At 52.3% G+C, this 25,756-nt stretch carries 20 protein-coding genes; 11 read left to right on the top strand and 9 right to left on the bottom strand.

The features are described from left to right. Positions 1-43 precede the first annotated feature (43 nt). On the top strand, positions 44-562 hold the full coding sequence (gene fabA / locus M2403_RS17200; RefSeq protein ID WP_013574872.1) for a bifunctional 3-hydroxydecanoyl-ACP dehydratase/trans-2-decenoyl-ACP isomerase: 519 nt from the start codon (positions 44-46) through the stop codon (positions 560-562). Positions 563-705: 143 nt separating this feature from the next. Here fabA and rmf read toward each other — a convergent pair whose 3' ends face one another. The 6 genes from rmf to rlmKL form a co-directional block, all read right to left on the bottom strand. Continuing rightward, positions 706-873: a ribosome modulation factor gene (rmf, locus tag M2403_RS17195; protein WP_013574871.1), complete on the bottom strand. Its 168-nt coding sequence runs from the start codon at positions 871-873 to the stop codon at positions 706-708. A gap of 275 nt (positions 874-1,148) precedes the next feature. Further along, on the bottom strand, positions 1,149-1,718 hold the full coding sequence (pqiC, locus tag M2403_RS17190; protein ID WP_208950619.1) for a membrane integrity-associated transporter subunit PqiC: 570 nt from the start codon (positions 1,716-1,718) through the stop codon (positions 1,149-1,151). Then, positions 1,718-3,370, bottom strand: a complete 1,653-nt coding sequence (gene pqiB, locus M2403_RS17185) for an intermembrane transport protein PqiB (RefSeq protein WP_371819761.1) — start codon at positions 3,368-3,370, stop codon at positions 1,718-1,720. The genes pqiC and pqiB overlap by 1 nt, the downstream gene beginning before the upstream one ends. Beyond that, positions 3,357-4,631, bottom strand: coding sequence for a membrane integrity-associated transporter subunit PqiA (pqiA, locus tag M2403_RS17180; protein WP_370530235.1), 1,275 nt, complete (start codon positions 4,629-4,631; stop codon positions 3,357-3,359). The genes pqiB and pqiA overlap by 14 nt, the downstream gene beginning before the upstream one ends. 78 nt (positions 4,632-4,709) lie before the next feature. Continuing rightward, positions 4,710-6,614, bottom strand: a complete 1,905-nt coding sequence (locus M2403_RS17175) for an ABC transporter ATP-binding protein (RefSeq protein ID WP_152324135.1) — start codon at positions 6,612-6,614, stop codon at positions 4,710-4,712. 5 nt (positions 6,615-6,619) lie between these two features. Next, positions 6,620-8,740, bottom strand: a complete 2,121-nt coding sequence (gene rlmKL / locus M2403_RS17170) for a bifunctional 23S rRNA (guanine(2069)-N(7))-methyltransferase RlmK/23S rRNA (guanine(2445)-N(2))-methyltransferase RlmL (protein ID WP_152324136.1) — start codon at positions 8,738-8,740, stop codon at positions 6,620-6,622. Positions 8,741-8,850: 110 nt separating this feature from the next. On the opposite strand from rlmKL, the gene M2403_RS17165 reads away from it, so the two are divergent. After that, positions 8,851-9,954, top strand: a complete 1,104-nt coding sequence (locus tag M2403_RS17165; RefSeq protein WP_217153061.1) for a YcbX family protein — start codon at positions 8,851-8,853, stop codon at positions 9,952-9,954. A 49-nt stretch (positions 9,955-10,003) separates the two neighbouring features. Here M2403_RS17165 and M2403_RS17160 read toward each other — a convergent pair whose 3' ends face one another. Together M2403_RS17160 and pyrD are read right to left on the bottom strand one after the other, a co-directional pair. Beyond that, positions 10,004-10,549: a cell division protein ZapC gene (locus tag M2403_RS17160; protein WP_152324138.1), complete on the bottom strand. Its 546-nt coding sequence runs from the start codon at positions 10,547-10,549 to the stop codon at positions 10,004-10,006. Between the two features lie 196 nt (positions 10,550-10,745). Continuing rightward, positions 10,746-11,756 (bottom strand): quinone-dependent dihydroorotate dehydrogenase, encoded by a 1,011-nt coding sequence (gene pyrD / locus M2403_RS17155; protein ID WP_152324139.1) that lies wholly within the window; start codon positions 11,754-11,756, stop codon positions 10,746-10,748. Between the two features lie 298 nt (positions 11,757-12,054). Between pyrD and ssuE the strand changes: the two genes are divergently transcribed. Genes ssuE through ssuB form a run of 5 tightly spaced genes read left to right on the top strand, consistent with a single transcriptional unit; the run spans position 12,055 to position 16,423 of the window. Beyond that, entirely contained in the window at positions 12,055-12,636 is a 582-nt protein-coding gene (gene ssuE, locus M2403_RS17150) for an NADPH-dependent FMN reductase (protein ID WP_152324140.1), read from the top strand. Positions 12,637-12,654: 18 nt separating this feature from the next. Next, entirely contained in the window at positions 12,655-13,629 is a 975-nt protein-coding gene (locus M2403_RS17145) for a sulfonate ABC transporter substrate-binding protein (protein ID WP_152324141.1), read from the top strand. A 57-nt stretch (positions 13,630-13,686) separates the two neighbouring features. Then, complete coding sequence (ssuD, locus tag M2403_RS17140) at positions 13,687-14,850, top strand: FMNH2-dependent alkanesulfonate monooxygenase (protein WP_259230247.1); 1,164 nt, start codon at positions 13,687-13,689, stop codon at positions 14,848-14,850. Between the two features lie 2 nt (positions 14,851-14,852). Beyond that, positions 14,853-15,644 carry an aliphatic sulfonate ABC transporter permease SsuC gene (gene ssuC / locus M2403_RS17135; RefSeq protein ID WP_152324143.1) on the top strand — a complete coding sequence of 264 codons (792 nt, stop codon included), beginning with the start codon at positions 14,853-14,855 and terminating at the stop codon, positions 15,642-15,644. Then, positions 15,641-16,423, top strand: a complete 783-nt coding sequence (gene ssuB / locus M2403_RS17130; protein ID WP_152324144.1) for an aliphatic sulfonates ABC transporter ATP-binding protein — start codon at positions 15,641-15,643, stop codon at positions 16,421-16,423. Before ssuC ends, ssuB begins: the two co-directional genes overlap by 4 nt. Before the next feature lie 79 nt (positions 16,424-16,502). On the opposite strand, the gene pepN is transcribed toward ssuB, so the two are convergent. Next, on the bottom strand, positions 16,503-19,118 hold the full coding sequence (gene pepN, locus M2403_RS17125) for an aminopeptidase N (RefSeq protein WP_259230243.1): 2,616 nt from the start codon (positions 19,116-19,118) through the stop codon (positions 16,503-16,505). 411 nt (positions 19,119-19,529) lie between these two features. Here pepN and M2403_RS17120 point away from each other — a divergent pair, with 411 nt between their 5' ends. The 4 genes from M2403_RS17120 (at position 19,530) to ompC (ending at position 25,581) form a co-directional block, all read left to right on the top strand. Further along, positions 19,530-20,942, top strand: a complete 1,413-nt coding sequence (locus tag M2403_RS17120) for an MFS transporter (protein WP_217153064.1) — start codon at positions 19,530-19,532, stop codon at positions 20,940-20,942. A 336-nt stretch (positions 20,943-21,278) separates the two neighbouring features. Continuing rightward, complete coding sequence (pncB, locus tag M2403_RS17115; protein WP_259230242.1) at positions 21,279-22,484, top strand: nicotinate phosphoribosyltransferase; 1,206 nt, start codon at positions 21,279-21,281, stop codon at positions 22,482-22,484. Positions 22,485-22,767: 283 nt separating this feature from the next. Beyond that, on the top strand, positions 22,768-24,168 hold the full coding sequence (gene asnS / locus M2403_RS17110; protein WP_259230241.1) for an asparagine--tRNA ligase: 1,401 nt from the start codon (positions 22,768-22,770) through the stop codon (positions 24,166-24,168). Between the two features lie 300 nt (positions 24,169-24,468). Further along, complete coding sequence (gene ompC / locus M2403_RS17105) at positions 24,469-25,581, top strand: porin OmpC (protein WP_275858770.1); 1,113 nt, start codon at positions 24,469-24,471, stop codon at positions 25,579-25,581. Positions 25,582-25,756: the final 175 nt, after the last annotated feature.

The following is a 25,756-nucleotide window of genomic DNA, read 5'->3' as shown; positions in this document are numbered from 1 at the left end:
AAGCTAAGCTCCGCCCTTCATTAAAATAAGGCTTACATAGAACATGGTAGATAAACGCGATTCCTATACGAAAGAAGACCTCGTAGCTTCTGGCCGCAGTGAACTGTTCGGTGCAGGCGGCCCTCCATTACCATCAGGCAACATGCTGATGATGGACCGCATCGTGAAGATGCAGGAAGATGGCGGCACCCATGGCAAAGGCTATGTTGAAGCTGAATTAGATATCAATCCTGACCTGTGGTTCTTTGGTTGCCACTTCATCGGCGATCCGGTCATGCCGGGTTGTCTGGGTCTGGATGCAATGTGGCAGCTGGTAGGTTTCTATCTGGGCTGGCTCGGTGGCGAAGGCAAAGGCCGCGCACTGGGTGTGGGTGAAGTGAAATTCACCGGTCAGGTATTACCGACGGCTAAACTTGTCACTTACCGCCTGAACTTCAAACGCGTGATCAACCGTAAACTGATCATGGGCGTTGCAGATGGCGAAGTTCTGGTTGATGGCGTAGTTATCTATACTGCAACGGATCTGAAAGTCGGCCTGTTCAAAGACGCGGCGGCGTTCTAAGAGCCCTTTCAGTTCATGCCAGACAAACGGTGAGCCCTGTGCTCGCCGTTTTTTTATGATCTTTTAAAGTTCAGCTGAGAGAGCCAAAAACAAAAACCTCCGCGCGCAGCGGAGGTCGTTCCTTATTCTGACAGGGGAGCCGCTTAAGCGGTAACGGCCCTGTCCTCCATGGCTTGTCGCCAACCCCCGAGCCAGTGTGATCGGGCATCTAATGATTGGTACGGACAAATCTCCTTAGAGCGTCCGCCAATACCTGCTTGATATCCACGTGATTGTGCCCGTTCCAGGCGATCGCGTTTTTGTCTCTTCATGCCTTGTATCCCTCATTATTCAGGTCAGGTGGAAAGAAAACAGTGGAGCGCTTCTGCGTCCACACCTAACAAATAGCCGCAATCGCAGGAGAGGTCAATGCGCAAAATTCACGCCAATGTCACATTCGTGAGCTATATTATTCGATTGCGCGCAAACTAATCGCGCCAGCGTAATGCTCATCTGGCTGATCGTCATAAAAAAATCCCGGTGTCTGAAAAGTCAGAAACCGGGATTTTTTGTCTTTAACTTAAAAAATATTAAGCTTAAAAAATTGTCATCTTATCTGTGATGCAATCTGGCCTGCTTCTTGCTGCCAGCCTGTCGCCAGCGTTCTGACCAGTGCATCATAACCGTCTTCGTTTTGTTTCAGGTTCAGCGCGAAATCACGCTGAACTGTCTGCCCAGCGTGCGTCAGCGTCCAGCTGCCGCTGACCACCACGATACCATCGTAGCGGCCATGGAAGCCGGTGACATTCACGTTCAGCACATCCTGATCGTCAGAACCGCCCGCCTGCGAAGAAACCAGGAAGCCCGGCAAATCTCGGCGCAGATAGGTCACCAGGGATTGCTGAAGCTGCTGATCCAGCGGGCTGGCCCAGAGATTATTCTGAGTCAGTGTATATTGCACATCATTGGTCTGATAAACCAACCCGGTTCCTGCCAGATAATCAGCCACACTCACCCGTTCTACCCACAAATGACGCTGCGCGGTTGAACCGGATGCCATCGTGCTGCCCGCCACTGGCGTGCTGCTAAGTACCGGCAACTGGTAATACGTTTTCTCGTTACTGCTGCTGCATGCAGACAGGAATAATACTAAGACGACAGGTATCCATTTCATCATTATTTGGCCTTCTTCGGCTGAGGATCATCTTGCCCTGGGGCGGCGAAAATCAGTGCATTACTTTTCTGATTCAGCGTTTTCAATACCGGCTGAAGCTCACGCAGCGTTTTATCCAGACTCTGCATATCGCCTACCAGATTGCCGTAGGCCGGTGAGCCAGGCTGGAAGCCTTTCAGGCTACGGTTAAGCTGAATGAGCGTCTGCTGCATATCCGCAGGCAGATTTTTCATCTCTTTGCTCGAGACAATCGCGTTCAGAGACTCAATGGTTTTCTGCGTAGATTTCATCGTTCTCTGGCTTTCAGCCAGCGTGCTGGTCGCTTCACGCATCATCGGCTCAATCGGCAGATTGTTGATTTTATCCAGCGTCGTCATCAGTTTCTGCTGGATTTGCGCAAACCCGCCGCTCACGGTCGGCAGCAGTTTATGTCCGGCAATTTCCAGCGGCCCTTTCCACGGTTTCTCGTTCGGATAGAAATCCAGATCGATATACATCGCCCCGGTCAGCAGGTTGGCTGATTTCATGGAGGCGCGCAGACCATGTGCGATGCCGTCACGGATATGATCGTCAATATTGAAATTGCTGCCCAACAACTGAGCGAAGCGGTCTGGTTCGATACGGATCAGGATCGGAATGCGGTAATCATCTGACATTTGCTGATTAAGCACATTCATCGGGAACGGCACTTCGGCCACAGTACCGAGACGAATACCGCGGAATTCTACTGGCGCGCCTTTTTGCAGCCCACGGATGGAATCCGAGAAGAACATCACGTAGTCCATATGACGCGTATACAGTGATTCCTGAATACTTTTCTGATCGTCAAACAGCTGATAGTTATCGCCATTTTTCGCTTCAGCGCCCTGCGTCCAGCCGTTCGGAATATCGAAGCTTACGCCTCCGCTAAACAGCGTCGTCAGTGACCCCATCTCCACACGCATACCAGCGGCGGACATGTCGAAATTCACTCCGCTGTCTTTCCAGAAACGCACATTGTCGGTCACCAGCGTGTCGTATGGCGCACGGACAAAGAGCTGATATTTGATGTTACGGGCTTTAGGATCAAAGTGGCTGGTTTCAACCGTACCGACCTGATAACCACGAAACAGCACCGGATCGCCCGGATTCAGTTGCCCTGAGCGTTCGCTTTCCAGAATAACACGGACGCCTTTCGCATCCGGTGACGCCAGCGGTGGTGAATCATCCAGCTTATATTCTTCTTTCTCGCCACCTTTACTACCGGGCTGTAGCTGAATATATGCGCCGGACAACAACGTACCGAGGCCGGAAACACCCTCGCGCCCGATTTGCGGTTTGACCACCCAAAATACGGAATCGCCACGCAGCATTTTTTCCATACCGGTATTCAGACGGGCTTTGATGATGACCTGCTGGAGGTCGTCGCTGAGCGTGACCGTCTCCACTTTGCCCACGTCCACGTTGCGACTTTTGATGGTGGTTTTGCCGCCTTCAATGCCTTCCGCGGTAGTAGTAATGAGCGTGACTACCGGGCCCTGATGGCTGTAGTGATAAAACAGGATCCAGGCCCCGATCAGTGCCGTGACAATCGGCACAATCCACACCGGAGACCAGCGTTTAATTTTTTCGACTTTGGCAGTTCCGTCGTGTTCTGCCATGTTATTTCCTGCCATCTTGTGGCTCCTTTGCAGACTTCATTCCAGCGCGATCCCAAATGAGCCTTGGGTCAAACGTCATGGCGGCGAACATCGTAAGAATGACAACGCCTGCAAACAGCAGCGCGCCGATATCCGGATATATACTCATCAGTTGCCCCATTCTTACCAGGGCTGACAGCACCGCAATAACAAACACGTCAATCATTGACCAGCGGCCAACAAACTCAACAACTTCATAAATGACATGCAACCTTTCCCTGTCGATTTGCTTATTACTGTTGGCATCCCAGCACAGCCAGGCAATGGCGATCATTTTTAATGTCGGCACCATAATACTGGCGATGAAAATCACCATTGCCACAGGGTAAGAGCCGTCACTCCACAGCAGCACAACACCGGCCATGATCGTTGAAGGCATCGGATTCCCGAGAACCTGCGTGATCATAATCGGCAGCATATTGGCCGGGAGATATAACAAAATAGACGTCACCAGCAGGGCCATCGTCCATTGCAAACTATTTTTACGTCGCGCGTGGCCTTTGCTTTTACAGCGCCCGCACACTTCCTGCTCCGCAGGCAGAATCGCCATGCAGCAATGGCAGGAGCGCAGCCCCTGGCGCAAACCGCTCTCGCCTACCCGTAACGGCTGAACAAGTTCAGGTGCGGGTTCGATGTGTTCCCACATCCAGAAGCGATCGGTGCACTGAAAAGCGCGCAGTTGCAGCAGGCAAAACAAAACGTAGGGGATAAAGCTGGTGCCAATCCCCACATCACCGTACGCCATCAGTTTGACGAAACTCACCAACACACCGGCGAGAAAAATCTCCACCATGCACCAGCTTTTCAGCCGAAACAGCGTGCGCGCGATGCTCACTTTCCAGTGAACCGGAATTTTGTTGCCGTAGCAAAGGAGGATAATCGAGAGCATGCAAACCGCCGGAAGCAGTTGCACCACGATCATAAACAGAGACGCCATACTGGCGTAATCTTCAGAAACCAAAACCTGCGGGATCTGCACCAGTGTCACTTCACTGCTCAGCCCGGCAACGTTCATATTGACGAAAGGAAAAAGGTTGGCCAGCAACAGCATGAATAATGCGCTGATTGCATAACCGACAGGACGCCTGCGTGGCTCATTCCAGCGGGTTGTCAGCGTCGTATGGCAACGGGGACAAACGGCCTTTTGCCCTATTTTCAGACCAGGTATGGCCACCAGAATGTCGCATTGGGGACACAGGATGTGCGGGTCATTGTCATGGGCGTCAGAACACACTATCGACTCCTCAACAGCGCAAAGGCAAAGGATAGTGGCAACCGGATTTCCATTACGCCGGTTGCCAATCGTAATGCAGTGTTAGCCGTTTTTCTGCGCTTCCAGCGCTTCCCAACGTTCAAACGCCTGCTCTAATTCCAGCTCTGCGGCAGCAAAAGCAGTGAGCACTTTCTGTGTTTCTTCATGAGGAAGTGTGAAGAAATCAGCATCACTCATCTTCTGTTGCAGGGCTTCAATTTTTTCTTCCAGTGCGCTGATTTGCAGAGGCAATTGTTCCAGTTCACGCTGTTGATTATAGCTGAGCTTATTTGCCGTGCGTTTGGCCGGTTCTGCTTTTGGTTGCGCCGCCGGTTTATTTTCCGTGACAACAGCCTGACGAATTGGCTTCTGGTTACGACGCTGATGCTGTGCGTCAAAATAACCGCCCACATAGCTGTTAATCACGCCGTTGCCTTCATAAATCCAGCATTCGGTGGCCGAGTTATCAACAAATTCACGGTCATGGCTCACCAGCATCACGGTACCCTGATAGCTGTCGATCATCTCTTCCAGCAGTTCCAGCGTTTCCACATCCAGGTCGTTGGTCGGTTCATCGAGGATCAACAGGTTGCTTGGACGCAGGAACAGTTTTGCCAGCAGCAGACGGTTACGTTCGCCGCCGGACAGCGCTTTTACCGGCGTCATTGCACGTTTCGGATGGAACAGGAAGTCTTGCAGATAGCCCAGCACGTGGCGTGCACGGCCATTCACCATCACTTCCTGCTTACCTTCGGCGAGGTTGTCCATCACTGTACGTTCCGGATCAAGCTCGGCGCGGTGCTGGTCGAAGTACGCCACTTCCAGCTTGGTGCCGCAGTGAACGCGACCGCTGTCGGCCTTAATCTGACTTAACATCAGTTTAAGCAAGGTGGTTTTACCACAGCCGTTCGGGCCAACCAGCGCAATTTTATCGCCACGCATCACCTGCGCGGAGAAGTGGCTCACCAGTTGCTTACCGGCAATCGCGTAGCTGACATCTTCCATTTCGAAGACAATCTTGCCCGAAGTCGAAGCTTCAACGACCTGCATCTTAGCGGTGCCCATGACTTCGCGACGTTCAGAACGCTCCTGGCGTAAGGCTTTCAATGCGCGAACGCGGCCTTCGTTACGGGTACGACGTGCCTTGATGCCCTGGCGGATCCACACTTCTTCCTGTGCCAGTTTTTTGTCGAACTCTGCGTTCTGCAATTCTTCAACGCGCAGGGCTTCTTCTTTCGCCAGCAGATATTCTTCGTAGTTACCCGGATAAGACACCAGTTTGCCGCGATCGAGATCGACAATACGGGTCGCCATGTTACGGATGAAAGAACGGTCATGGGAAATGAAGATAATGCTGCCCTGGAACTCTTTCAGGAAATCTTCCAGCCAGGCGATACTTTCGATATCAAGATGGTTGGTTGGTTCGTCGAGCAGTAAAATGTGCGGCGCGCTGACCAGCGCACGGCCCAGCGCAGCTTTACGCAACCACCCGCCGGACAGAGATTTAAGCTCTGTATCCGCGTCCAGACCCAGTTTCAGCAGCACTTCATTGATGCGGCTGTCGAGTTGCCACAGGCCCTGGTGATCGAGGATCTCCATCACCTGCGCCAGTTTGTTCATGTTCTTTTCGCTCGGGTCTGTTTCAACCAGATGCGAAATGGCGTGATACGCCTTCAGATGTTCAGCCTGCTCGAACACGCCTTCAGAAACGAAATCAAAGACCGTGCCTTCAACGTTACGCGGCGGATCCTGCTGCAAACGCGCAACAATCAGGTCCTGCTCATACACGATACGGCCGTCATCCAGCGGCACTTCTCGGTTAAGGATTTTCATCAGCGTCGATTTACCGGCGCCGTTACGGCCAACCAGACAGACGCGTTCGTTCGGCTCGATGTGTAATTCGGTGTTATCCAACAGCGGCGAGTCACTGAATGACAGCCAGGCACCTGACATACTAATTAACGACATAAACTTTATTTTTCCTCGCCGGCGTGGGACAGCAGCCAGCAGTTATGAATTTGACGGTTACGGGCGAAATCCTGTGACAGGGTTTGGCTGGTGATTTCTTTGGCGGTCAGCCCCAGTTTGCTCAGTCCGTCGAGATCCATCTGGAAGCCGCGCTTGTTGTTCGAGAACATAATGGTGCCGTTGCGACGTAAAATGCGTTTCAGATCTTTCATTAATGCCAGATGATCGCGCTGAACGTCAAAACTGTCGGCCATACGTTTCGAGTTGGAGAACGTCGGTGGATCGATAAAGATCACATCGAATTGTTCATCACACATGCCCAGATAAGACAGGCAATCTGCCTGAATCAGGCGGTGCTGACGGCCGGTCAGGCCATTGGCACGCAGGTTTTTCTCTGCCCATTCCAGATAGGTACGGGACATATCTACCGTGGTTGTGCTCCGCGCACCGCCCAAACCGGCGTGAACGCTGGCCGTGCCGGTGTATGCGAACAGGTTCAGGAAGTCTTTTCCTTTACTCATTTCGCCGAGCATTTTGCGGGCAATACGGTGATCCAGGAACAAACCGGTGTCGAGATAATCCGTCAGGTTAACCCACAGTTTAGCGTCGAATTCCTCAACCAACAGGAACTCGCCCTTCTGTGCCAGTTTCTCGTACTGGCTGGTGCCTTTCTGACGTTCACGGGTTTTCAGGATCAGCTGGCTGGAAGAAATATCCAACACGGACATCGTGGCGTTAATCACGTCGAACAAACGCTGACGGGCTTTCTGCGCATCAACCGTTTTCGGCGGCGCATATTCCTGAACCACAACTTTGCTGCCGTAGCGGTCAACCGCCACGTTGTAGTCCGGCAAATCGGCGTCATACAGACGATAGCATTCGATGCCCTGCTGTTTGGCCCATTTCTCCAGTTTCTTAACATTTTTCCGGAGGCGGTTGGCGTAATCTTCTGCCATTTGCGCACCTGCCGCGCCGGTCGGGTTTTCCGCCAGCTGGTAGTTTTTCTGCACACATTCCAGCGGGCCGTTTTTCGCTTTGAACTGGCGCTCAGCGCGCAGCTGGAGACAACTTAACAACTCAGGTGACGCACTGAATAAGGAGAGCTGCCAGCCGCCAAACTGTGTCTTCATAATGCGGCCAAGCATGTTGTGCAACGCAATCAGAGCCGGTTCGCTTTCCAGACGCTCGCCGTATGGCGGATTGCTGATCACCGTCCCGGTCGGGCCTTCCGGCAGCGGATTCACCAGTTTGCCGACTTCGGCAGCGTCAAAGCTGATCAATTCTGCCACACCCGCGCGACGGGCGTTGGCACGTGCCATCTCGATAACACGACGGTCGATATCAGAGCCGAAGAAGCGTGATGATGTTTCCTGAACGCCACGGCGGGTACGAACCTGCGCTTCGGCAGTCAGTTCACGCCACAGTTCAGCGTCAAATTTGCTCCAGCCGGTAAAGCCCCAGTGCTGGCGATGCAGGCCCGGCGCGCGATCGGCGGCAATCATGGCTGCTTCAATCAGCAACGTACCGGAACCACACATCGGGTCGACCATTGGCGTACCCGCCTGCCAGCCTGAACGCATCACGATAGCCGCGGCCAGGTTTTCTTTCAGCGGAGCCTGACCGGTCAGGTCACGGTAGCCGCGCTGATGCAGGCCTTCGCCGCTGAGATCCAGCGCGACGCTGGCAGTATCACGTTGCAGAAACACGTTAACGCGGATGTCCGGTTGCTGTTTTGCCACATTCGGACGTTCGTCCATTTTGCGGGTAAAACTGTCAACGATGGCGTCTTTCACTTTCAACGCCCCGTACTGGCTGTTACGGATTTCGTCGTTCAGGCCGCTGAAATGCACGGCAAACGTTTTTTCCACGCCAAACACGGACGGCCAGTCAATCGCCATCACGCCGAGGTAAAGATCCAGATCGCTGTGAACTTTGAATTCGTTCAGCGGTAACAGGATGCGCGAAGCCAGACGGCTCCACAGTAAGCTCCGATACATCAGGCGATCGTCACCTTCAAAATGCACCCCTCCCTGCACAACTTTGCAGGCTTGCGCACCCAGCGTTTCCAGTTCGCTTTTTAACAGTTCTTCCAGTCCACGCGCCGTGCTGGCAAACAAAGAGTTCATATCGACATATCACCAAAAATAAAATTGTTGCGCATTATAGCTAATCCCCACCGCTTGTCATAAAGTCTCTGGTTCTCTTTAAGACTTTATATACAGAGAGGCGACGTTCAGTGCCCATTCTTTCACGTTTATTCGTACACCCGGTCAAATCCATGCGTGGTCTGCAAGTCTCCCACGCACTGGTTACAGCAACAGGACTGACGTTCGACCGCCAGTTCATGATTACCGATACGCAAGGCACTTTTATTACCGCCCGCCAGTATCCCAACCTTGTCCTGTTCACTCCGGTGATCCTGCCCGATGGCCTGATGATCTCTGCGCCAGAAGGTGACAGCATCAGCGTAAAATTCCGTGAATTCGCCGGTGAAAACTCTCCGACAGAAGTCTGGGGCAATCAGTTTACCTCACTCATCGCGCCGGAACCGGTAAATCGCTGGTTAAGTGCTTATTTAAAGCGTGACGTCCAGCTTCGCTGGGTTGGCGAAGAGCCGACGCGCCGTGTGAAAAAACATCCGGAAGTCCCGCTGTCGTTTGCCGACGGCTTCCCGTATCTGCTGATCAATGAAGCGTCGATGCAGGATTTACAGCGCCGCTGTCCGGGGGGGGTACGCGTTGAGCAATTCCGGCCCAACATTGTGGTCAGTGGCACCGAAGCTTATGCCGAAGATACCTGGCAGACGATCCGCATCGGCGAAGTCATTTTCGATCTGGTCAAACCGTGCAGCCGCTGTATTTTCACCACGGTCAGCATTGAGCGCGGACGTAAACATCCGCGGGGCGAACCGCTGAAGACCTTGCAGGGCTACCGTACTGCCAGCGATGGCGACGTGGATTTCGGCCAGAATATGATTGCGCGAAATACCGGTGTGATCCGCGCGGGCGACAGCGTTGAGGTGCTGGCCACCAAACCACCGCGGCCTTACGGCGCAGGTGAAGTGGTTGAAAACGTCGACGCACCGAAAAGCACTGCGCAGGACGTGACCATCAATTATCAGGGCACGCAGTTTACCGGGAATAATCAACAGATTTTGCTCGAACAACTGGAATTGCAGGGATTACGGATCCCATATTCGTGTCGTGCTGGAATATGTGGTGCCTGCAAAATGACATTACGAGAGGGAAAAGTTTCGCCGCTGAAAGAAAGCGCAGTGGGCAAAGACGGAATGATATTGTCGTGCAGCTGTATTCCGGCCTCAGATATTATCATCGGCTAGAAAACGCAGTTAATGCTGAGTCAGGCAGTTTAAACCGGAATTAAAGAACTTAAACTGCCTGATCGTAGACATCGCTGTCTACCCGGAATGCCGCTGGCATCAGCCGGTCATGCATCACTTTGATCGCATCACCTAACACCATCCCGCGCCCTGCCACTGTCAGACGTTCCTGCGCCAGCAGGCACAGACTGGCGTTATCGCCGGACTCAACCACCAGTAATGTCGCCTGCTCACCACTTTCCATTACCTGCACCTGCGCAAGCTGACCGTTTGCTGGCTGGAAAGGACGATGTTGCTGACTGAAATGCCAGCTCTTAGGCATCAGCGGTTTTAAAAAGCGAAAGGCGACTAATGCATTTAATACTAATTCGGCGCGCTGCTCGGCGGCCAGGCGAATATGTTTGCACTGTTCTTCGAAATCAAAATACAGCGCCGCATCATCGACACAAAATGACATATCGCCGAACGCATCCGGCGTTAACATTTTAGCGGGGAATCGGGAACGGAAAATCATGCCATTAGCGAGATCCAACATAAGCCGGTCATGTTCAGTATCAAAATACCAACGCCAATTATCATCTGGTTTGATTTTCATTTCGTCATCCTGTTTGCGCGATGCCCTCTGCCTGTTTGTTCGTGATGTTCTATTGTTACCTGATCCGATAAGAATAGAATTTTTTATTACGAACGGGTATCAGACAAATCCTGAGCCTGAATAATGGTCAGTGGACAAAATATAGACGAGCCGGGTTAATAAATAAACCCCTGACTCGCCTTAAGGATGAAAAATATCAGAGGTGGGTAACAATATCTTTGATCAAACCTGGTCCGCGGAAGATAAATCCGGAATAGATTTGAATTAATGATGCACCGGCTGCCATTTTTTCACGCGCTGCCGTCAGAGAATCAATGCCACCGACGCCAATAACAGGCAGACGACCTTGTAATTCATTTGACAGCATACGGATAATTTCTGTGCTGCGCAGTTGCAGCGGGCGACCGCTTAGTCCGCCTACCTGATCACAATTATTAAGGCCCTGGATCAGTTTACGATCGAGCGTCGTGTTAGTCGCAATCACACCATCCATATTATGACGCACCAGACTGTCGGCTATTTGGATCAATTCTTCCTCAGAAAGATCCGGCGCGATCTTCACAGCAACCGGCACATATTTCTGATGACGTTGCTGAAGTTCAAGCTGCTTATTTTTAATCGCCGCCAGTAAATCATCCAGCGCTTCGCCGTATTGCAGTGAACGTAATCCCGGCGTGTTTGGTGAAGAAATATTCACCGCAATATAACCCGCGTACGGATATACCTTTTCCATACAGGTCAGATAATCATCTTTACCCTGCTCGACCGGCGTATCTTTATTCTTGCCGATATTAATCCCCAGGATGCCGTCAAAATGGGATTTTTTGACGTTATTCACCAGATTATCCACGCCGTGGTTATTGAAACCCATGCGGTTAATCAGGCCTTCTGCCTCAACGATGCGGAATAAACGTGGCTTATCATTACCCGCCTGCGCGCGCGGCGTCACGGTTCCCACTTCCACAAAACCAAATCCCATTGCGCCGAGTGCATCAATACATTCGCCGTCTTTATCCAGGCCAGCAGCCAGCCCCAGCGGGTTCTTAAAAGTTAATCCCATGCAGGTCACCGGTTTGGCCGGAACGGACTGACGAATTAAAAACTCAAGTGGGGTGCCGGAGATGCGGCTTAACTGGCGGAAGGTTAACTCGTGGGCGCGTTCTGGATCGAGCTGAAACAGTGCTTTCCTGACAAAAGGATAATACATGGAGACTCCTGGATTCCCGGTGGCTAGACGGGGCGGTATTATCGACTAAGCGTCAGGCAATTGGAAACGATAACCAGCGGATTGGCACAATAATTGTTTCCGTACGCAAACGATTACTTTTTATTTACCTTAATTTTACTTTTATTCCCCCCGCGCCCGCTTCATCCCTGCTTTATCCGTTTTCAAACTATTCATAGCCAAAATTGAGATTTCCGGTGCGCAGCGTCCCCCTGTTACGTTTACTCCACTTTGTTAAAGAAAATAATGGTTCTATTACTTTTTGTTATAAGGAAGAGAGATGCGCGTTATAACAATCGCAGGCAGCCCGCGACAACCTTCACGTTCTTCCTCCCTGCTGGCGCTCAGCCATCAGTGGCTGGCAAGCCGCGGCGTCGAGGTTTTCACCTATACGATTCAGGATTTTTCTGCTGACGACCTGCTTTTCGCAAATTTCGCCAGCCCGCAGCTCAAACAGCTGACTGCTGAACTGGCAAGCGCCGATGGATTGATCGTGGCAACGCCGGTCTATAAAGCCTCGTTTTCCGGTGCACTGAAAACATTGCTGGATTTGCTGCCGGAACGCGCGCTCGACCATAAAGTTGTACTGCCGCTGGCCACCGCCGGTTCGATCGGCCACATGCTCGCCGTGGATTACGCGCTCAAACCGGTACTGGCGTCGCTCAAGGCCCAGGAAGTTTTGCAGGGCGTTTTCGCCGATGACAGCCTGATCACCGATTACCAGAGTTACCCGGCGAAGCTTGATCCCGCACTTGAAGAGCGTCTGACCGAATCGCTGGAGAACTTCTATCTGGCACTCAGCCGCCGCCGCCCGCTGGCGCCGTCAGTCGCGTCCCTTTCTGCTCAGGCATTACGCGTTTAACTTTAAAAGGAATTAACCATGCCAGCATCCTTCTCTTTATTACGCCGCCTGCCAGTTATTGCCGGGCTGCTGACCAGCCTGACGCTAAGCGGTGCGGCGCTTGCGCAGGAAAAAGATCCCGCACAGTTACGCATCGCCTACCAGAAAGGATCCGTCGGCCTGGTGCTGGCGAAATCTCATCAGTTACTGGAAAAGCGTTTCCCGGACACCAAAATCAGCTGGGTGGAATTTCCTGCAGGGCCGCAGATCCTGGAAGCACTGAACGTTGGCAGCATTGATTTGGGCGGAACCGGTGATTTGCCACCGCTGTTCGCGCAGGCCGCGGGCGCGGATTTGCTGTATATCGGTTCTGAACCGCCGAAGCCGAAAGCTGAAGTTATTCTGGTCGACAGCAACAGCCCGATTAAAACTGTCGCGGACCTGAAAGGACATAAAGTGGCTTTCCAAAAAGGCTCCAGTTCGCACAATTTACTGCTTCGTGCGCTGCAACAGGCCGGGCTGAAATTCACCGATATCCAGCCGGTTTATCTGACGCCTGCTGACGCCCGCGCGGCTTTCCAGCAGCATGACGTCGATGCCTGGGCTATCTGGGATCCGTACTACTCCGCCGCTGAAGTTCAGGGCGATGTCCGCGTCCTGACCGACGGTTCCACGCTGCACCAGACCGGTTCTTTCTATCTGGCACCGAAAAAATATACCGAAGCGAATCCGCAATTTATCAGCGCCGTTCTGGACGTGTTAACGCAGGCGAATGCGCTGACGAAAACCGACCGTGCGCAAAGCATCACGCTGCTTTCCCAGTCGATGGGGCTTCCGGATAAAGTCGTGGCGTCTTATCTCGATCATCTGCCGGATATGCCAATCACACCGGTCAGTGCTGAAACGGAAAAACGCCAACAGCAAACTGCCGATTTGTTCTATGAAAACCATATTTTGCCAAAACCTGTTGAGATTAAAGATCGCATCTGGAAGCCCGCTGTACAGGCTAATTGATCACTCATTGAGCCGCCCGCTGAGCGGCACCCGTGACGAATTGAGAGGAAAAACAACATGAGTCTGAACGTATTTTGGTTCTTACCTACCCACGGCGATGGCCGTTATTTAGGCACTGAAGAAGGCGCGCGAGTAGTCGATCACGGCTATCTTCAGCAGATCGCACAGGCCGCCGACCGCCTGGGTTTTGGCGGTGTATTGCTGCCAACGGGCCGTTCATGTGAAGACTCATGGCTGGTGGCCGCCTCACTGATTTCGGTGACTCAGCGTCTGAAATTTCTGGTCGCGCTGCGTCCGGGGATTATTTCTCCGACGCTGGCTGCCCGTCAGGCCGCCACGCTGGACCGGCTTTCCGGCGGTCGTGCGCTGTTTAATCTGGTGACAGGCGGTGATCCCACCGAACTGGCTGCCGAAGGTTTGCACCTCAATCACAAGGAACGCTACGAAGCGTCCGCCGAATTTACCCGTATCTGGCGTCGTGTGCTGGAAGGGGAAACCGTGGATTACGAAGGCAAACACATTCAGGTGAAAGGGGCGAGCCTGATGCACCCGCCGGTTCAGTACCCCCGTCCGCCGCTGTATTTTGGCGGTTCTTCTGACGAAGCGCAGGATCTGGCCGCTGAGCAGGTTGAACTTTATCTCACCTGGGGTGAACCGCCGGCACTGGTGAAAGAAAAAATCGAGCAGGTCCGTGCGAAAGCCGCAGCGAAAGGCCGTACGGTGCGTTTCGGTATTCGTCTGCACGTGATTGTCCGCGAAACAAACGAAGAGGCCTGGCGCGCCGCCGACAAGCTGATTGCCAACGTGGATGACGAAACTATTCAGCGCGCGCAGGCCGCATTTGCGAAAACTGATTCCGTCGGTCAGCACCGCATGGCCGCCCTGCACGGCGGCGATCGCAACAAACTGGAAATCTACCCGAACCTGTGGGCAGGCATTGGTCTGGTGCGCACCGGAGCCGGCACGGCGCTGGTCGGAGACGGCCCGACCGTTGCGGCCCGCATGCAGGAATATGCCGATCTGGGCATCGATACCTTTATTTTCTCCGGTTATCCGCATCTGGAAGAAGCGTACCGCGTCAGTGAGCTGCTGTTCCCGCATCTGGATCTGGCAAAACACGAAGACGATCAAACCGTGAAAAAAGCCATTTTGCCGCGCGGTGAACTTGTGGCGCACGATTTTGCGAATAAACGTGCCGCCAGCCAGCATTATGGAGAATAAAGATGACGAGATCACAACGCTGGCTGAACCGCGCCGCGCCCTGGGTCGTTCCGGTTGTCCTGATCGGCGGCTGGCAGCTGGCGGTTGAAGCTGGCTGGTTGTCTAACCGCATACTTCCGGCGCCGAGCGCGGTGGTGGAAGCCTTCTGGACACTGGCCAAAAGCGGCGATCTCTGGCAGAACCTGAAGATCAGCACCTTCCGCGCGCTGACCGGTTTTGCCATCGGCGGCAGTCTGGGTTTACTGCTCGGCTTTATCACCGGGCTTTCACGCTGGGGCGAACGTCTGCTCGACAGCTCGCTCCAGATGCTGCGTAACATTCCGCATCTGGCCCTGATCCCGCTGGTGATTTTGTGGTTCGGCATCGATGAATCCGCCAAGATTTTCCTGGTGGCGCTGGGCACGCTGTTCCCGATTTATCTCAATACTTATCACGGCATCCGCAACATTGACCGCGGTTTGCTGGAAATGTCGCGCAGCTACGGTTTATCCGGTTTCCCGCTGTTTATTCAGGTGGTTTTACCGGGCGCGCTGCCGTCGATTATGGTCGGCGTTCGTTTTGCGCTGGGCTTTATGTGGCTGACGCTGATCGTCGCGGAAACCATTTCGGCTAATTCAGGCATCGGGTATCTGGCGATGAACGCCCGCGAGTTTTTACAAACTGACGTCGTGGTTGTGGCCATTGTGTTGTACGCCATCCTCGGCAAACTGGCCGATGTGCTGGCCCGCCAGCTGGAAAGTGTCTGGCTACGCTGGCACCCGGCCTATCAGAAAAAACAAGGAGACGCCGCATGAGCGCACCTGCACGTATCGGGCAAGGCACGCCGGTCACCTTATCCGGCATCACGAAAAAATACGGCAACCGCGCCGTACTGAATGACATCAATTTGCGTATTCCACCCGGCCAGTTTGTGGCCGTTGTTGGCCGCAGCGGTTGCGGGAAAAGTACCCTGCTGCGCCTGCTCGCAGGGCTGGAAAAAACCACGCAAGGCGAGCTGCTCAGCGCCAGTGCGCCGTTGAGTGAAGTTCGGGAAGATACACGGTTGATGTTTCAGGATGACCGCCTGCTGCCGTGGAAAAAGGTGATTGATAACGTCGGGCTGGGTTTGAAAGGTCAATGGCGTGAAGCCGCGCGGGCAGCGCTGGAAGAAGTCGGGCTGGCCGACCGCGCCGACGAATGGCCTTCGGCGTTATCCGGCGGACAAAAGCAACGCGTGGCGCTGGCACGGGCGCTGATCCACCGCCCCCGTTTGCTTTTGCTGGACGAACCGCTGGGTGCGCTCGATGCGCTGACGCGTATTGAAATGCAAAGCCTGATAGAACGTTTATGGCAGCAGCATGATTTCACCGTTTTACTGGTGACACATGATGTCAGCGAAGCAGTCACGGTCGCGGATCGCGTGATCCTTATCGACCAGGGGCAAATTGGCATGGATTTAACCATTGATTTGCCACGCCCGCGCCGCAAAGGATCTGCCCGTCTGGCTGAGCTGGAAGCGGAAGTGCTGGAACGCGTGCTGACGCCACAGCCTGCGCAGAACGTTCCGCAGGAAGCGAAACGCGCGCAGAGTTGACGGAAAGTCCCGTCATCTCAACATGTAAAAAGGGCGATGTTTCCATCGCCCTTTTGCCTTACTGCGTTTCTGCGGTTAGTTACGCATCTAACGCTTTGGTGATTTTCTCGAACAAATCACCGGACAGATTTTCCAGCCCTTTCAGCTGTTCCAGTGCCTTACGCATCTGCGACTGACGGCCAGCATCATAACGTTTCAGACGGATCAGCGGCTCAATCATACGTGCGGCAACCTGCGGGTTACGCGTGTTCAGATCGGTCAGCATTTCGGTCAGGAACTGATAACCGCTGCCATCTGCGGCGTGGAATGCAGAAGGGTTAGCCGACGCGAACGCACCAATCAGTGAACGGACGCGGTTCGGGTTGCCCATGCTGAATGAACGGTGGTTGAGCAGTGAACGTACTTTCTGCAACACATCGGCCGCCGGGCTGGTCGCCTGCTGGATAAACCATTTATCCATAACCAGGCCATCGTGATGCCAGCGCTCGTCGTAAGCGGCTAACAGCGTTTCGCGACAAGGCAATTGCGCGGACACGGCGGCGGCCATTGCGGCCAGTGAGTCGGTCATGTTATCGGCCTGCTCAAACTGGGTTTTAACCTGCTGATCAGCCAGAGTAACATCCGCAAAAGCCAGATAATGCAGGCAGGTATTACGCAGTGAACGTTTACCGATATCTTCATGCACAACACGATACGCAGGCAGACGATTGGCGTTATAAACCGCCAGGAATTCATCGGCCATTTCCGTTGCCAGGCAGCGGGTAATGGCATCGTGAACGGCGCTGATGGCTTCCGGATCGATGATCTCAAACAGTTCTGCAATTTCGTTTTCAGACGGAAGGGTCAGGATCTGCGCCGCCAGTGCCGGATCGATATTTTCATCCAGCAGTACCGCACGGAACGCATCCGCCACATGCAGCGGCAGAGACAGAGGCTGTTTCTGCTGATGACGTGCCACGTTCAGTTTGATGTATATCGCCAGCAGGCTTTGCGCCGCATCCCAGCGGGCGAAATCGTTACGCGCGTACTTCATCAGGAAAGTCAGCTGATGATCGCCCCACTTGTAATCGAGTTTCACCGGCGCGGAGAATTCACGTAATAAAGAAGGCACCGGCGGGTATTCCACATCGTCAAAGATGAAGGTCTGCGCGGCTTGGGTCACATTCAGCACGTTGCTGACCGTCTGACCGTTTTGTTTCAGCGCAATCACGTTGCCCTGCGGATCGTAGAGTTCGATATCCAGCGGAATATGCAGTGGCAGCTTTTCAGTCTGATCAGGCGTTGGCGGGGTTTTCTGGCTGACGGTCAGGGTGTATTGCTGTTTTTCCACGTCGTAGTCGTCGCGCACGGTCAGCACCGGCGTGCCGGACTGACTGTACCAGCGGCGGAATAGCGACAGGTCAACATTCGAGGCATCTTCCATCGCCTGCACGAAATCGTCGCAAGTCGCAGCGCTGCCGTCGTGGCGCTCGAAATAAAGCTGCATACCGGCCTGGAATTTCTCTTCGCCCAGCAGGGTGTGCAGCATGCGGATAACTTCAGAACCCTTCTCATACACAGTCAGCGTATAGAAGTTATTCATTTCGATAACTTTTTCTGGACGAATAGGATGCGCCATCGGGCTGGCATCTTCAGAGAACTGCGCGCCACGCATCACACGGACGTTATCGATGCGGTTGACGGAACGGGAGCCCAGATCAGAGCTAAATTCCTGATCGCGGAAAACAGTCAGGCCTTCTTTCAGGCTCAGCTGGAACCAGTCGCGGCAGGTCACGCGGTTACCGGTCCAGTTGTGGAAGTATTCGTGGCCGATCACCGCTTCGATACCGAGGTAATCTTTGTCGGTCGCGGTTTCGGCTTTTGCCAGCACGTATTTGGAGTTAAAGACGTTCAGGCCTTTGTTTTCCATTGCGCCCATGTTGAAGAAATCAACGGCAACAATCATGAAGATGTCGAGATCGTATTCGAGATTGAAGCGGGTCTCGTCCCATTTCATCGACTGTTTCAGGGATTCCATTGCCCAACCCGCGCGATCCAGATTGCCGCGGTCAACGAACAGCTCCAGCGCCACATCGCGGCCTGAACGGGTTTTGAAAGAATCACGCAGAACGTCGAAATCACCAGCAACCAGCGCAAACAGGTAGCAAGGTTTCGGGAACGGATCTTCCCATTTTATCCAGTGTTTGCCACCTTCCAGCTCCCCCTGATCAATCCGGTTACCATTGGACAGCAGATAAGGATAGCGGGCTTTGTCAGCTACAATTCGGGTGGTGAAGCGCGCCAGAACGTCCGGGCGATCCAGATAATAGGTAATGTGGCGGAAACCTTCGGCTTCACACTGAGTACACAGCGCTTCCCCGGAAAGATACAGCCCTTCCAGCGCGGTGTTTTTCGCCGGGTGAATTTCGTTAACAATCGCCAGTTCGAACGCTTCAGGCAGGCCAGTGATTTCCAGCGCGCCTTCTTTTAACTGATATTGAGGCCAGTCCTGACCGTTAATTTTCAGGCTGATAAGCGTCAGATCTTCCCCGTTGAGCACCAGCGGAGCGCCTTCTGCACCCTGTCGTTTAATCTGGCTGACGGCGGTCACAAGGGTCTTCTGTGCATCAAGCTCGAAATTCAGGTCGATATCCGTGATGGTGTAGTCCGGCGCACGATAGTCGTGGCGAAACTTGGCTTGTGGCAGTTGAGTCATAAAAAACCTTTTGGCGTTTTCATTGTTTAGGGTGATGACGATTCATGGCATTGAAGCGGGCGCTTTTTGTCAGCAAATCGCTGCGCAGAGCCCTGCCGGCCTTCATACTTTTCTCTCTAAACTCTAACACAGGCACCAGAAAATCCCAGATTGTTGCCAGTTTGTGAGTGCGTATGCGCACCTTTCAACCAAAACACAGAAATTTGTCTTAAAAGGCCTTTCTCGGGCTTAAAAATGGAAGTCCGATCGCCGTCACATTCTGCACTGATAAAACTGTACTTTTCAAAACGCACTTTTGCGCAGTTTTTTATGCTCTATTTTCTTATTCGTTACATAAATTCAATATTTAAATCCGATCGGGAGTCATTAGCATGATCATGAATACGATGAATCACTGAGGCTAATAATAAAATGAGTGACACCTGCGCCCCCGACCAGGGGATAACAAATCAAAAAACATTAAATAACAAGACATTATCAGCCAGAATTGACTCGCTTCCCGCTTCCGCCGGGCTATGGCGTTTTATTATTTTGCTCTCGCTGGGTGGATTCTTCGAACTCTACGACCTTTTCCAGACGGGATACATTAGTTCGGGTTTGATCGCAGAAAACATATTTCATGTTGGCAGCGCCGGTGTACTCGGTATTTCCGATCAGGCCGCCTTCGCATCTTCCACATTTTTGGGCCTTTTTCTCGGCGCGAGCATGCTGGCACCTAACGCTGACCGGTTTGGCCGCCGCATGACATTTATGTTTGCGCTGGCGTGGTATGGCTGTTTTTCATTACTGATGGCGTTCCAGAACAGCGCGGAGGGGATCATTCTATGCCGCTTTCTGGTCGGGATTGGCCTGGGACTGGAGCTGGTAACGATTGATACCTATCTGACCGAATGGGTTCCCAGTCATCTGCGAAGCCGCGCCTTTGCGTTTGCTTTCTTTATACAGTTCCTCTCGGTTCCGGCCGTCGCCCTGATGTCCTGGTGGCTGGTTCCGCAGACTTTCTTCGGCCTCACGGGCTGGCGTTACGTAGTAATCGCCGGGGCGCTGTGTTCACTGATTATCTGGTTTGTGCGTAAAAACCTGCCTGAATCCGCCCGGTGGCTGGCACAGCAGGGAAGAAACGAAGAGGCGCACAATGTCGTATCGGCGATGGAAAAACGCTGCGGCGTGGCCGAAAGCCCGGCATATGTCGCGCCTGAACAGGCCAGCGGATTACCGCGAAAAGGCACGTTCAGGGAAATTTGGTCATTTCAATACCGCAAACGCACGCTGATGCTGACGGTAATGAACTTCTTCCAGGCCATCGGTTTCTTTGGTTTTGGCAACTGGCTGCCCGCCCTGCTTTCCGGCAAAGGCACTACAGTGACCCACAGTTTGCTTTACGCCTTCTTTATTACACTGGCGTATCCGCTGGGTTCTCTGATTTGCAGCCGTTATGCCGACAAGATCGAAAACAAATGGCAAATCGTCCTTTCTTCCCTGATGACGGTAATTTTCGGCACCCTCTTCGCGTTTCAGACTCATCCGGTCATGCTGGTCATTTGTGGTTTCCTGATCACCTATTCCAACGCATGGCTGACATTCAGTTATCACGCGTATCAGACCGAGGTATTTCCGACACACATCCGCGCCCGTGCGGTGGGTTTCTGTTATTCCTTCAGCCGTTTGTCGACCGTCTTTAGCAGTATTTTGATCGGCCTGATCCTGCAATATGCCGGAACGCAGGGCGTGATTGCGTTCATCGTCCTCAGTATGATTATCGTGATGCTGGTGATCGGGATTTTTGGCCCTAAGACGCGGGGGATTAATCTGGAAAACATCTGATCGTTTACTATCGTGAACAAACGAAGCGGAATGAACACACAAAAATCGGGGTAAAATCGCCCCGATTTTTCTTTTCTGAATGTCAGGTTGATTAAATTTATGTAATCAATTTGTGCTTTTTTTAATCCGGAAGATCGCCTGTTTGCCCATATTCCCTATGTTTGAGCACAATTAAGCCTCGACCATTTGCAGACAATTATGATGTGATGAGGGTTCTTTAACAGGATAATACGGTATACTTCACAGACTTTGCTGTTTTATCCAGAACGTTTTTTTTACGGAACGGTTGTTTGTGTTCAAACACTCAGTTTCTGACGAGGATGCTGTAAGCGCGCTATGATTCCATACGCCTCCCCGATTTTGACTTCGCTGTTAGATACCGATGCCTACAAGCTTCATATGCAGCAAGCGGTTTACCATCGCTATCGCAATATTAACGTCGTGGCTGAGTTCCGTTGCCGCGGTGATGAACTTCTGGGCGAATACGCCGGCGAAATTCGTCTGCAGATCCAGAAAATGAGCCAACTGGCGCTGACCGACGACGAATTCACCTATCTTTCCGGGTTGCCCTTCTTCACCCGGGATTATCTCAACTGGCTGAAAACGTTCCACTACAATCCTGAACATGTCACCGTTTCCGATCACAACGGGCATTTGCACGTGCGCATTGAAGGGCCGTGGCGTGAAGTGATTATGTGGGAAGTGCCGCTGCTGGCCGTCATCAGTGAAGTTGTGCACCGTCAGCGCTCGCCGGAAATTACCGCGCAAATGGCGGTCGATCAGCTGCGTAAAAATCTCGCCAGTTTCAAAGAACAGGCCGCTGACATCGATCTTTCCGCTTTTCGGCTGATGGATTTCGGCACGCGTCGCCGTTTCTCCGGTGAAGTTCAGGAAGCGATTGTCACCACGCTGAAAAACGAATTCCCTTATCTGGTCGGCACCAGCAACTACGATTTAGCCCATAAATTGCAGCTGACGCCGGTTGGAACACAGGCGCACGAATGGTTCCAGGCACATCAGCAAATCAGCCCGGTTCTGGCGAACAGCCAGCGCGCGGCCTTACAAGCCTGGCTTGACGAATATCCCGATCAACTGGGCATTGCCCTCACGGACTGCATCACCATGGATGCTTTCCTGCGTGATTTCGGAACAAAATTCGCCAACGCTTATCAGGGACTGCGTCATGACTCCGGGGATCCGGTTGAATGGGGTGAAAAAGCGATTGCACATTACCAGGCGCTCGGAATCGACCCGATGACCAAAACGCTGGTGTTTTCCGACAATCTGGACCTGGATAAAGCGCTGCATTTGTACCGGCATTTCCATCAGCGGGTGAATCTGGTCTTTGGTATCGGCACACGCCTGACCTGTAATATCCCGCACGTCAAACCGCTGAACATCGTGATCAAACTGGTTCAGTGCAATGGCAAACCGGTAGCAAAACTTTCTGACAGCCCGGGAAAAACCATCTGCCAGGATAAAGCATTTGTAAAAGCGTTGCGTAAGGCATTCGATCTGCCGCTGGTTAAGAAAGCATCCTAAGACAAAAATACTGTGCCGGAAAATGAACGCCGGCACAGTGATGTATTTTTCCCCGTAATAATGCCTCGCATTCTCTTCCTTTATATAGCTACGATTTAATTCGTTCGGCTTTCATTCGTTCGGTTAATAATTTCAGCCAATCCACCCTTCTGCCTGTGAATTCTTGGCTGACGATGACGATTTCTGCTTGTGTCCTGAGAAAGGCTAAGTAACATAGCAAAATCCCTTTTTACAGGGTGTCCAATATTTCTTAGTCAACATATATAAAGAAAGAGAGAAATCTATGAGCGTTGTGCCTGTAGTCGACGTACTGCAAGGCCGTGCTGCGGTTGACAGTGAAGTCACCGTACGCGGTTGGGTACGTACCCGGAGAGATTCTAAAGCTGGTATCTCATTCGTCGCCGTTTATGACGGCTCCTGCTTTAATCCATTACAGGCCGTCGTCAATAATTCTCTGCCCAATTATCAGGAAGATGTTCTGCGCCTGACGACCGGTTGCTCAGTAGAAGTGACGGGTACCGTTGTGGCTTCACCTGGCGAAGGCCAGAGTTTCGAGCTGCAGGCAACTGCCGTTAAGGTCGTGGGTTGGGTGGATGATCCTGATACTTATCCGATGGCGGCAAAACGCCACAGCATCGAATATTTACGCGAAGTAGCTCACCTGCGTCCGCGCACAAACCTGATTGGTGCGGTTGCACGCGTGCGCAACACCCTGTCTCAGGCGATTCACCGTTTCTATCACGAAAACGGCTACTTCTGGGTATCCACCCCGCTGATCACTGCTTCTGATACTGAAGGCGCAGGCGAGATGTTCCGCGTTTCCACGCTGGATCTGCAAAACCTGCCGCGTACCGACAAAGGCGAAGTGGATTTCAGCGAAGACTTCTTCGGTAAAGAATCTTTCCTGACCGTGTCCGGCCAGCTGAACGGTGAAGCCTATGCCTGCGCGCTGTCCAAGGTTTACACCTTCGGCCCGACATTCCGTGCAGAAAACTCCAACACCAGCCGCCACCTGGCTGAGTTCTGGATGGTTGAACCTGAAATTGCTTTTGCAACGCTGAACGATATCGCGTTACTGGCTGAAAACATGCTGAAGTATGTTTTCCAGGCCGTTCTGAACGAACGTTCAGACGATATGGCCTTTTTCGCAGAACGCGTAGACAAAGATGCTGTTGCACGCCTGGAGCGTTTTGTAACCTCCGATTTCGCGCAGGTGGATTACACCGATGCAGTAGAAATCCTAATGAATTGCGGTCAGAAATTCGAAAACCCGGTTTCCTGGGGTGTGGATCTTTCATCAGAACACGAACGCTATCTTGCTGAGCAGCATTTTAAAGCGCCGGTCGTTGTGAAAAATTATCCTAAAGATATCAAATCTTTCTATATGCGCCTGAACGACGACGGCAAGACAGTTGCCGCGATGGATGTTCTGGCACCGGGCATTGGTGAGATTATCGGGGGTTCACAGCGTGAGGAACGTCTGGATGTTCTGGACGCCCGTATGGCTGAGATGGGTCTGAAACAGGAAGATTATTGGTGGTATCGCGATCTTCGTCGTTACGGCACCGTGCCACACTCTGGCTTCGGGTTAGGTTTTGAGCGTTTAGTTGCTTATGTGACCGGCGTCCAAAACGTGCGTGATGTGATCCCGTTCCCTCGCACACCACGTAATGCAACCTTCTAATTAAGTAACGTATTTTAATTTTACAAAATTGCCACAATTCAGAGGTCAGCTTAGCTGGCCTTTGTCATTTTTAAAGATAGATCCCTGTCACAAAGTTCCGTAAAATACACATTTTGAAATACATTTTTTCTAACTGAAACATATTTAGTAATTTAGTAGCATTTTCGCTATGGATTAAGCGAACCTCGGATGGAATAGTGCGTTCAGACACAGGAGACACCAAACTTTCATGAATAGTTCCGTAAAGAATTATTCACGGCAGTGGCAGGTGTCCGAATAAAACCAATGAGGGTAATAATAATGATGAAGCGCAACATTCTTGCAGTGGTAATCCCAGCTCTGTTAGTTGCTGGTGCAGCTAATGCAGCAGAGATCTATAACAAAGACGGCAACAAACTGGACCTGTACGGTAAAGTTGATGCACGTCACACCTTCTCTGACAACGCTGGCGATGACGGCGACCAGACTTATGTTCGTTTCGGCTTTAAAGGCGAAACTCAAATTACTGACCAACTGACCGGTTACGGCCAGTGGGAATACAACGTTCAGGCTAACCACGCAGAAAGCGCTGGCGACGAAGGCAACAAAACTCGTCTGGGCTTCGCAGGTCTGAAATTCGGTGATGCTGGTTCATTCGACTACGGTCGTAACTACGGCGTGATCTACGACGTAATGTCCTACACCGACCAATTGCCAATCTATGGCGATGACACCATGTACCAGAACAACGACAACTTCATGGTTGGTCGTGCAAATGGTCTGGCTACTTACCGTAACAGCAACTTCTTCGGTCTGGTTGATGGCCTGAGCTTCGCTGTACAGTACCAGGGTAAAAACGACGAAGGTCGTGACAGCCGTGGTGCAGTTGATTCCAATGGCGACGGCTGGGGTACTTCTGCAGCTTACGCAATCGGCAACTCTGGTGTTAGCATCACTGGTGCTTACTTCTCTTCTAACCGTACTACTCTGCAGAAAGAAGATGGTACTGGTGACAAAGCTGACGCATACGCATTCGGCGCTAAATACGATGCTAACAACCTGTACCTGGCAACCTTCTACGGTGAATCACGCAACACCACCGATTACGGTAACCCAGACGCGATTGCTAACAAAACTCAGAACTTCGAAGTTGTAGCTCAATACCAGTTCGATTTCGGTCTGCGCCCATCTATCGCATACCTGCAGTCTAAAGGTAAGAACCTGAATGGTTTCACCAACAACGGTTCTACCTACGCTGGCGGCGATGCTGACCTGGTTAAATACGTAGAAGTTGGTACTTACTACTACTTCAACAAAAACATGTCTACCTACGTTGACTACAAAATCAACCTGCTGGATGACAACAGCTACACCAAAGCAGCCGGTCGCAGCACAGACGACATCGTTGGTGTTGGTCTGCAATACCAGTTCTAATATCGCTTAACGATGCGCTTTCGGGCGCATCAAAGTGGATATCAAGGCAGGGCTTCGGCTCTGCCTTTTGCTTTTTTAGCATTTGCCTGAAATGAGCTTTGCCACCCTATCTCATAAATTATTTTAATCTCATACGCGTTCTCACAACTCTGCTTTCTTTTTGCCGCAAACGGTT

Source organism: Rahnella sp. BIGb0603 (assembly GCF_024808755.1).
Classification (GTDB): Bacteria; Pseudomonadota; Gammaproteobacteria; order Enterobacterales; family Enterobacteriaceae; genus Rahnella; species Rahnella contaminans.
Note: the sequence above shows the minus strand (reverse complement) of the source record. Positions and strands in the feature narration are given on the sequence as shown.

What these genes read in the sequence shown, in the direction of transcription:
- M2403_RS17145 (WP_152324141.1), top strand. Translation starts at nt 12,655, where the DNA reads ATGCCAGCATCCTTCTCTTTATTACGCCGCCTGCCAGTTATTGCCGGG.
- M2403_RS17160 (WP_152324138.1), bottom strand. Translation starts at nt 10,549, where the DNA reads ATGAAAATCAAACCAGATGATAATTGGCGTTGGTATTTTGATACTGAA.
- pepN (WP_259230243.1), bottom strand. Translation starts at nt 19,118, where the DNA reads ATGACTCAACTGCCACAAGCCAAGTTTCGCCACGACTATCGTGCGCCG.
- pqiC (WP_208950619.1), bottom strand. Translation starts at nt 1,718, where the DNA reads ATGATGAAATGGATACCTGTCGTCTTAGTATTATTCCTGTCTGCATGC.
- rmf (WP_013574871.1), bottom strand. Translation starts at nt 873, where the DNA reads ATGAAGAGACAAAAACGCGATCGCCTGGAACGGGCACAATCACGTGGA.
- rlmKL (WP_152324136.1), bottom strand. Translation starts at nt 8,740, where the DNA reads ATGAACTCTTTGTTTGCCAGCACGGCGCGTGGACTGGAAGAACTGTTA.
- M2403_RS17120 (WP_217153064.1), top strand. Translation starts at nt 19,530, where the DNA reads ATGAGTGACACCTGCGCCCCCGACCAGGGGATAACAAATCAAAAAACA.
- fabA (WP_013574872.1), top strand. Translation starts at nt 44, where the DNA reads ATGGTAGATAAACGCGATTCCTATACGAAAGAAGACCTCGTAGCTTCT.
- M2403_RS17175 (WP_152324135.1), bottom strand. Translation starts at nt 6,614, where the DNA reads ATGTCGTTAATTAGTATGTCAGGTGCCTGGCTGTCATTCAGTGACTCG.
- ssuE (WP_152324140.1), top strand. Translation starts at nt 12,055, where the DNA reads ATGCGCGTTATAACAATCGCAGGCAGCCCGCGACAACCTTCACGTTCT.
- ompC (WP_275858770.1), top strand. Translation starts at nt 24,469, where the DNA reads ATGATGAAGCGCAACATTCTTGCAGTGGTAATCCCAGCTCTGTTAGTT.
- pncB (WP_259230242.1), top strand. Translation starts at nt 21,279, where the DNA reads ATGATTCCATACGCCTCCCCGATTTTGACTTCGCTGTTAGATACCGAT.
- asnS (WP_259230241.1), top strand. Translation starts at nt 22,768, where the DNA reads ATGAGCGTTGTGCCTGTAGTCGACGTACTGCAAGGCCGTGCTGCGGTT.
- ssuC (WP_152324143.1), top strand. Translation starts at nt 14,853, where the DNA reads ATGACGAGATCACAACGCTGGCTGAACCGCGCCGCGCCCTGGGTCGTT.
- ssuB (WP_152324144.1), top strand. Translation starts at nt 15,641, where the DNA reads ATGAGCGCACCTGCACGTATCGGGCAAGGCACGCCGGTCACCTTATCC.
- pyrD (WP_152324139.1), bottom strand. Translation starts at nt 11,756, where the DNA reads ATGTATTATCCTTTTGTCAGGAAAGCACTGTTTCAGCTCGATCCAGAA.
- ssuD (WP_259230247.1), top strand. Translation starts at nt 13,687, where the DNA reads ATGAGTCTGAACGTATTTTGGTTCTTACCTACCCACGGCGATGGCCGT.
- pqiB (WP_371819761.1), bottom strand. Translation starts at nt 3,370, where the DNA reads ATGGCAGGAAATAACATGGCAGAACACGACGGAACTGCCAAAGTCGAA.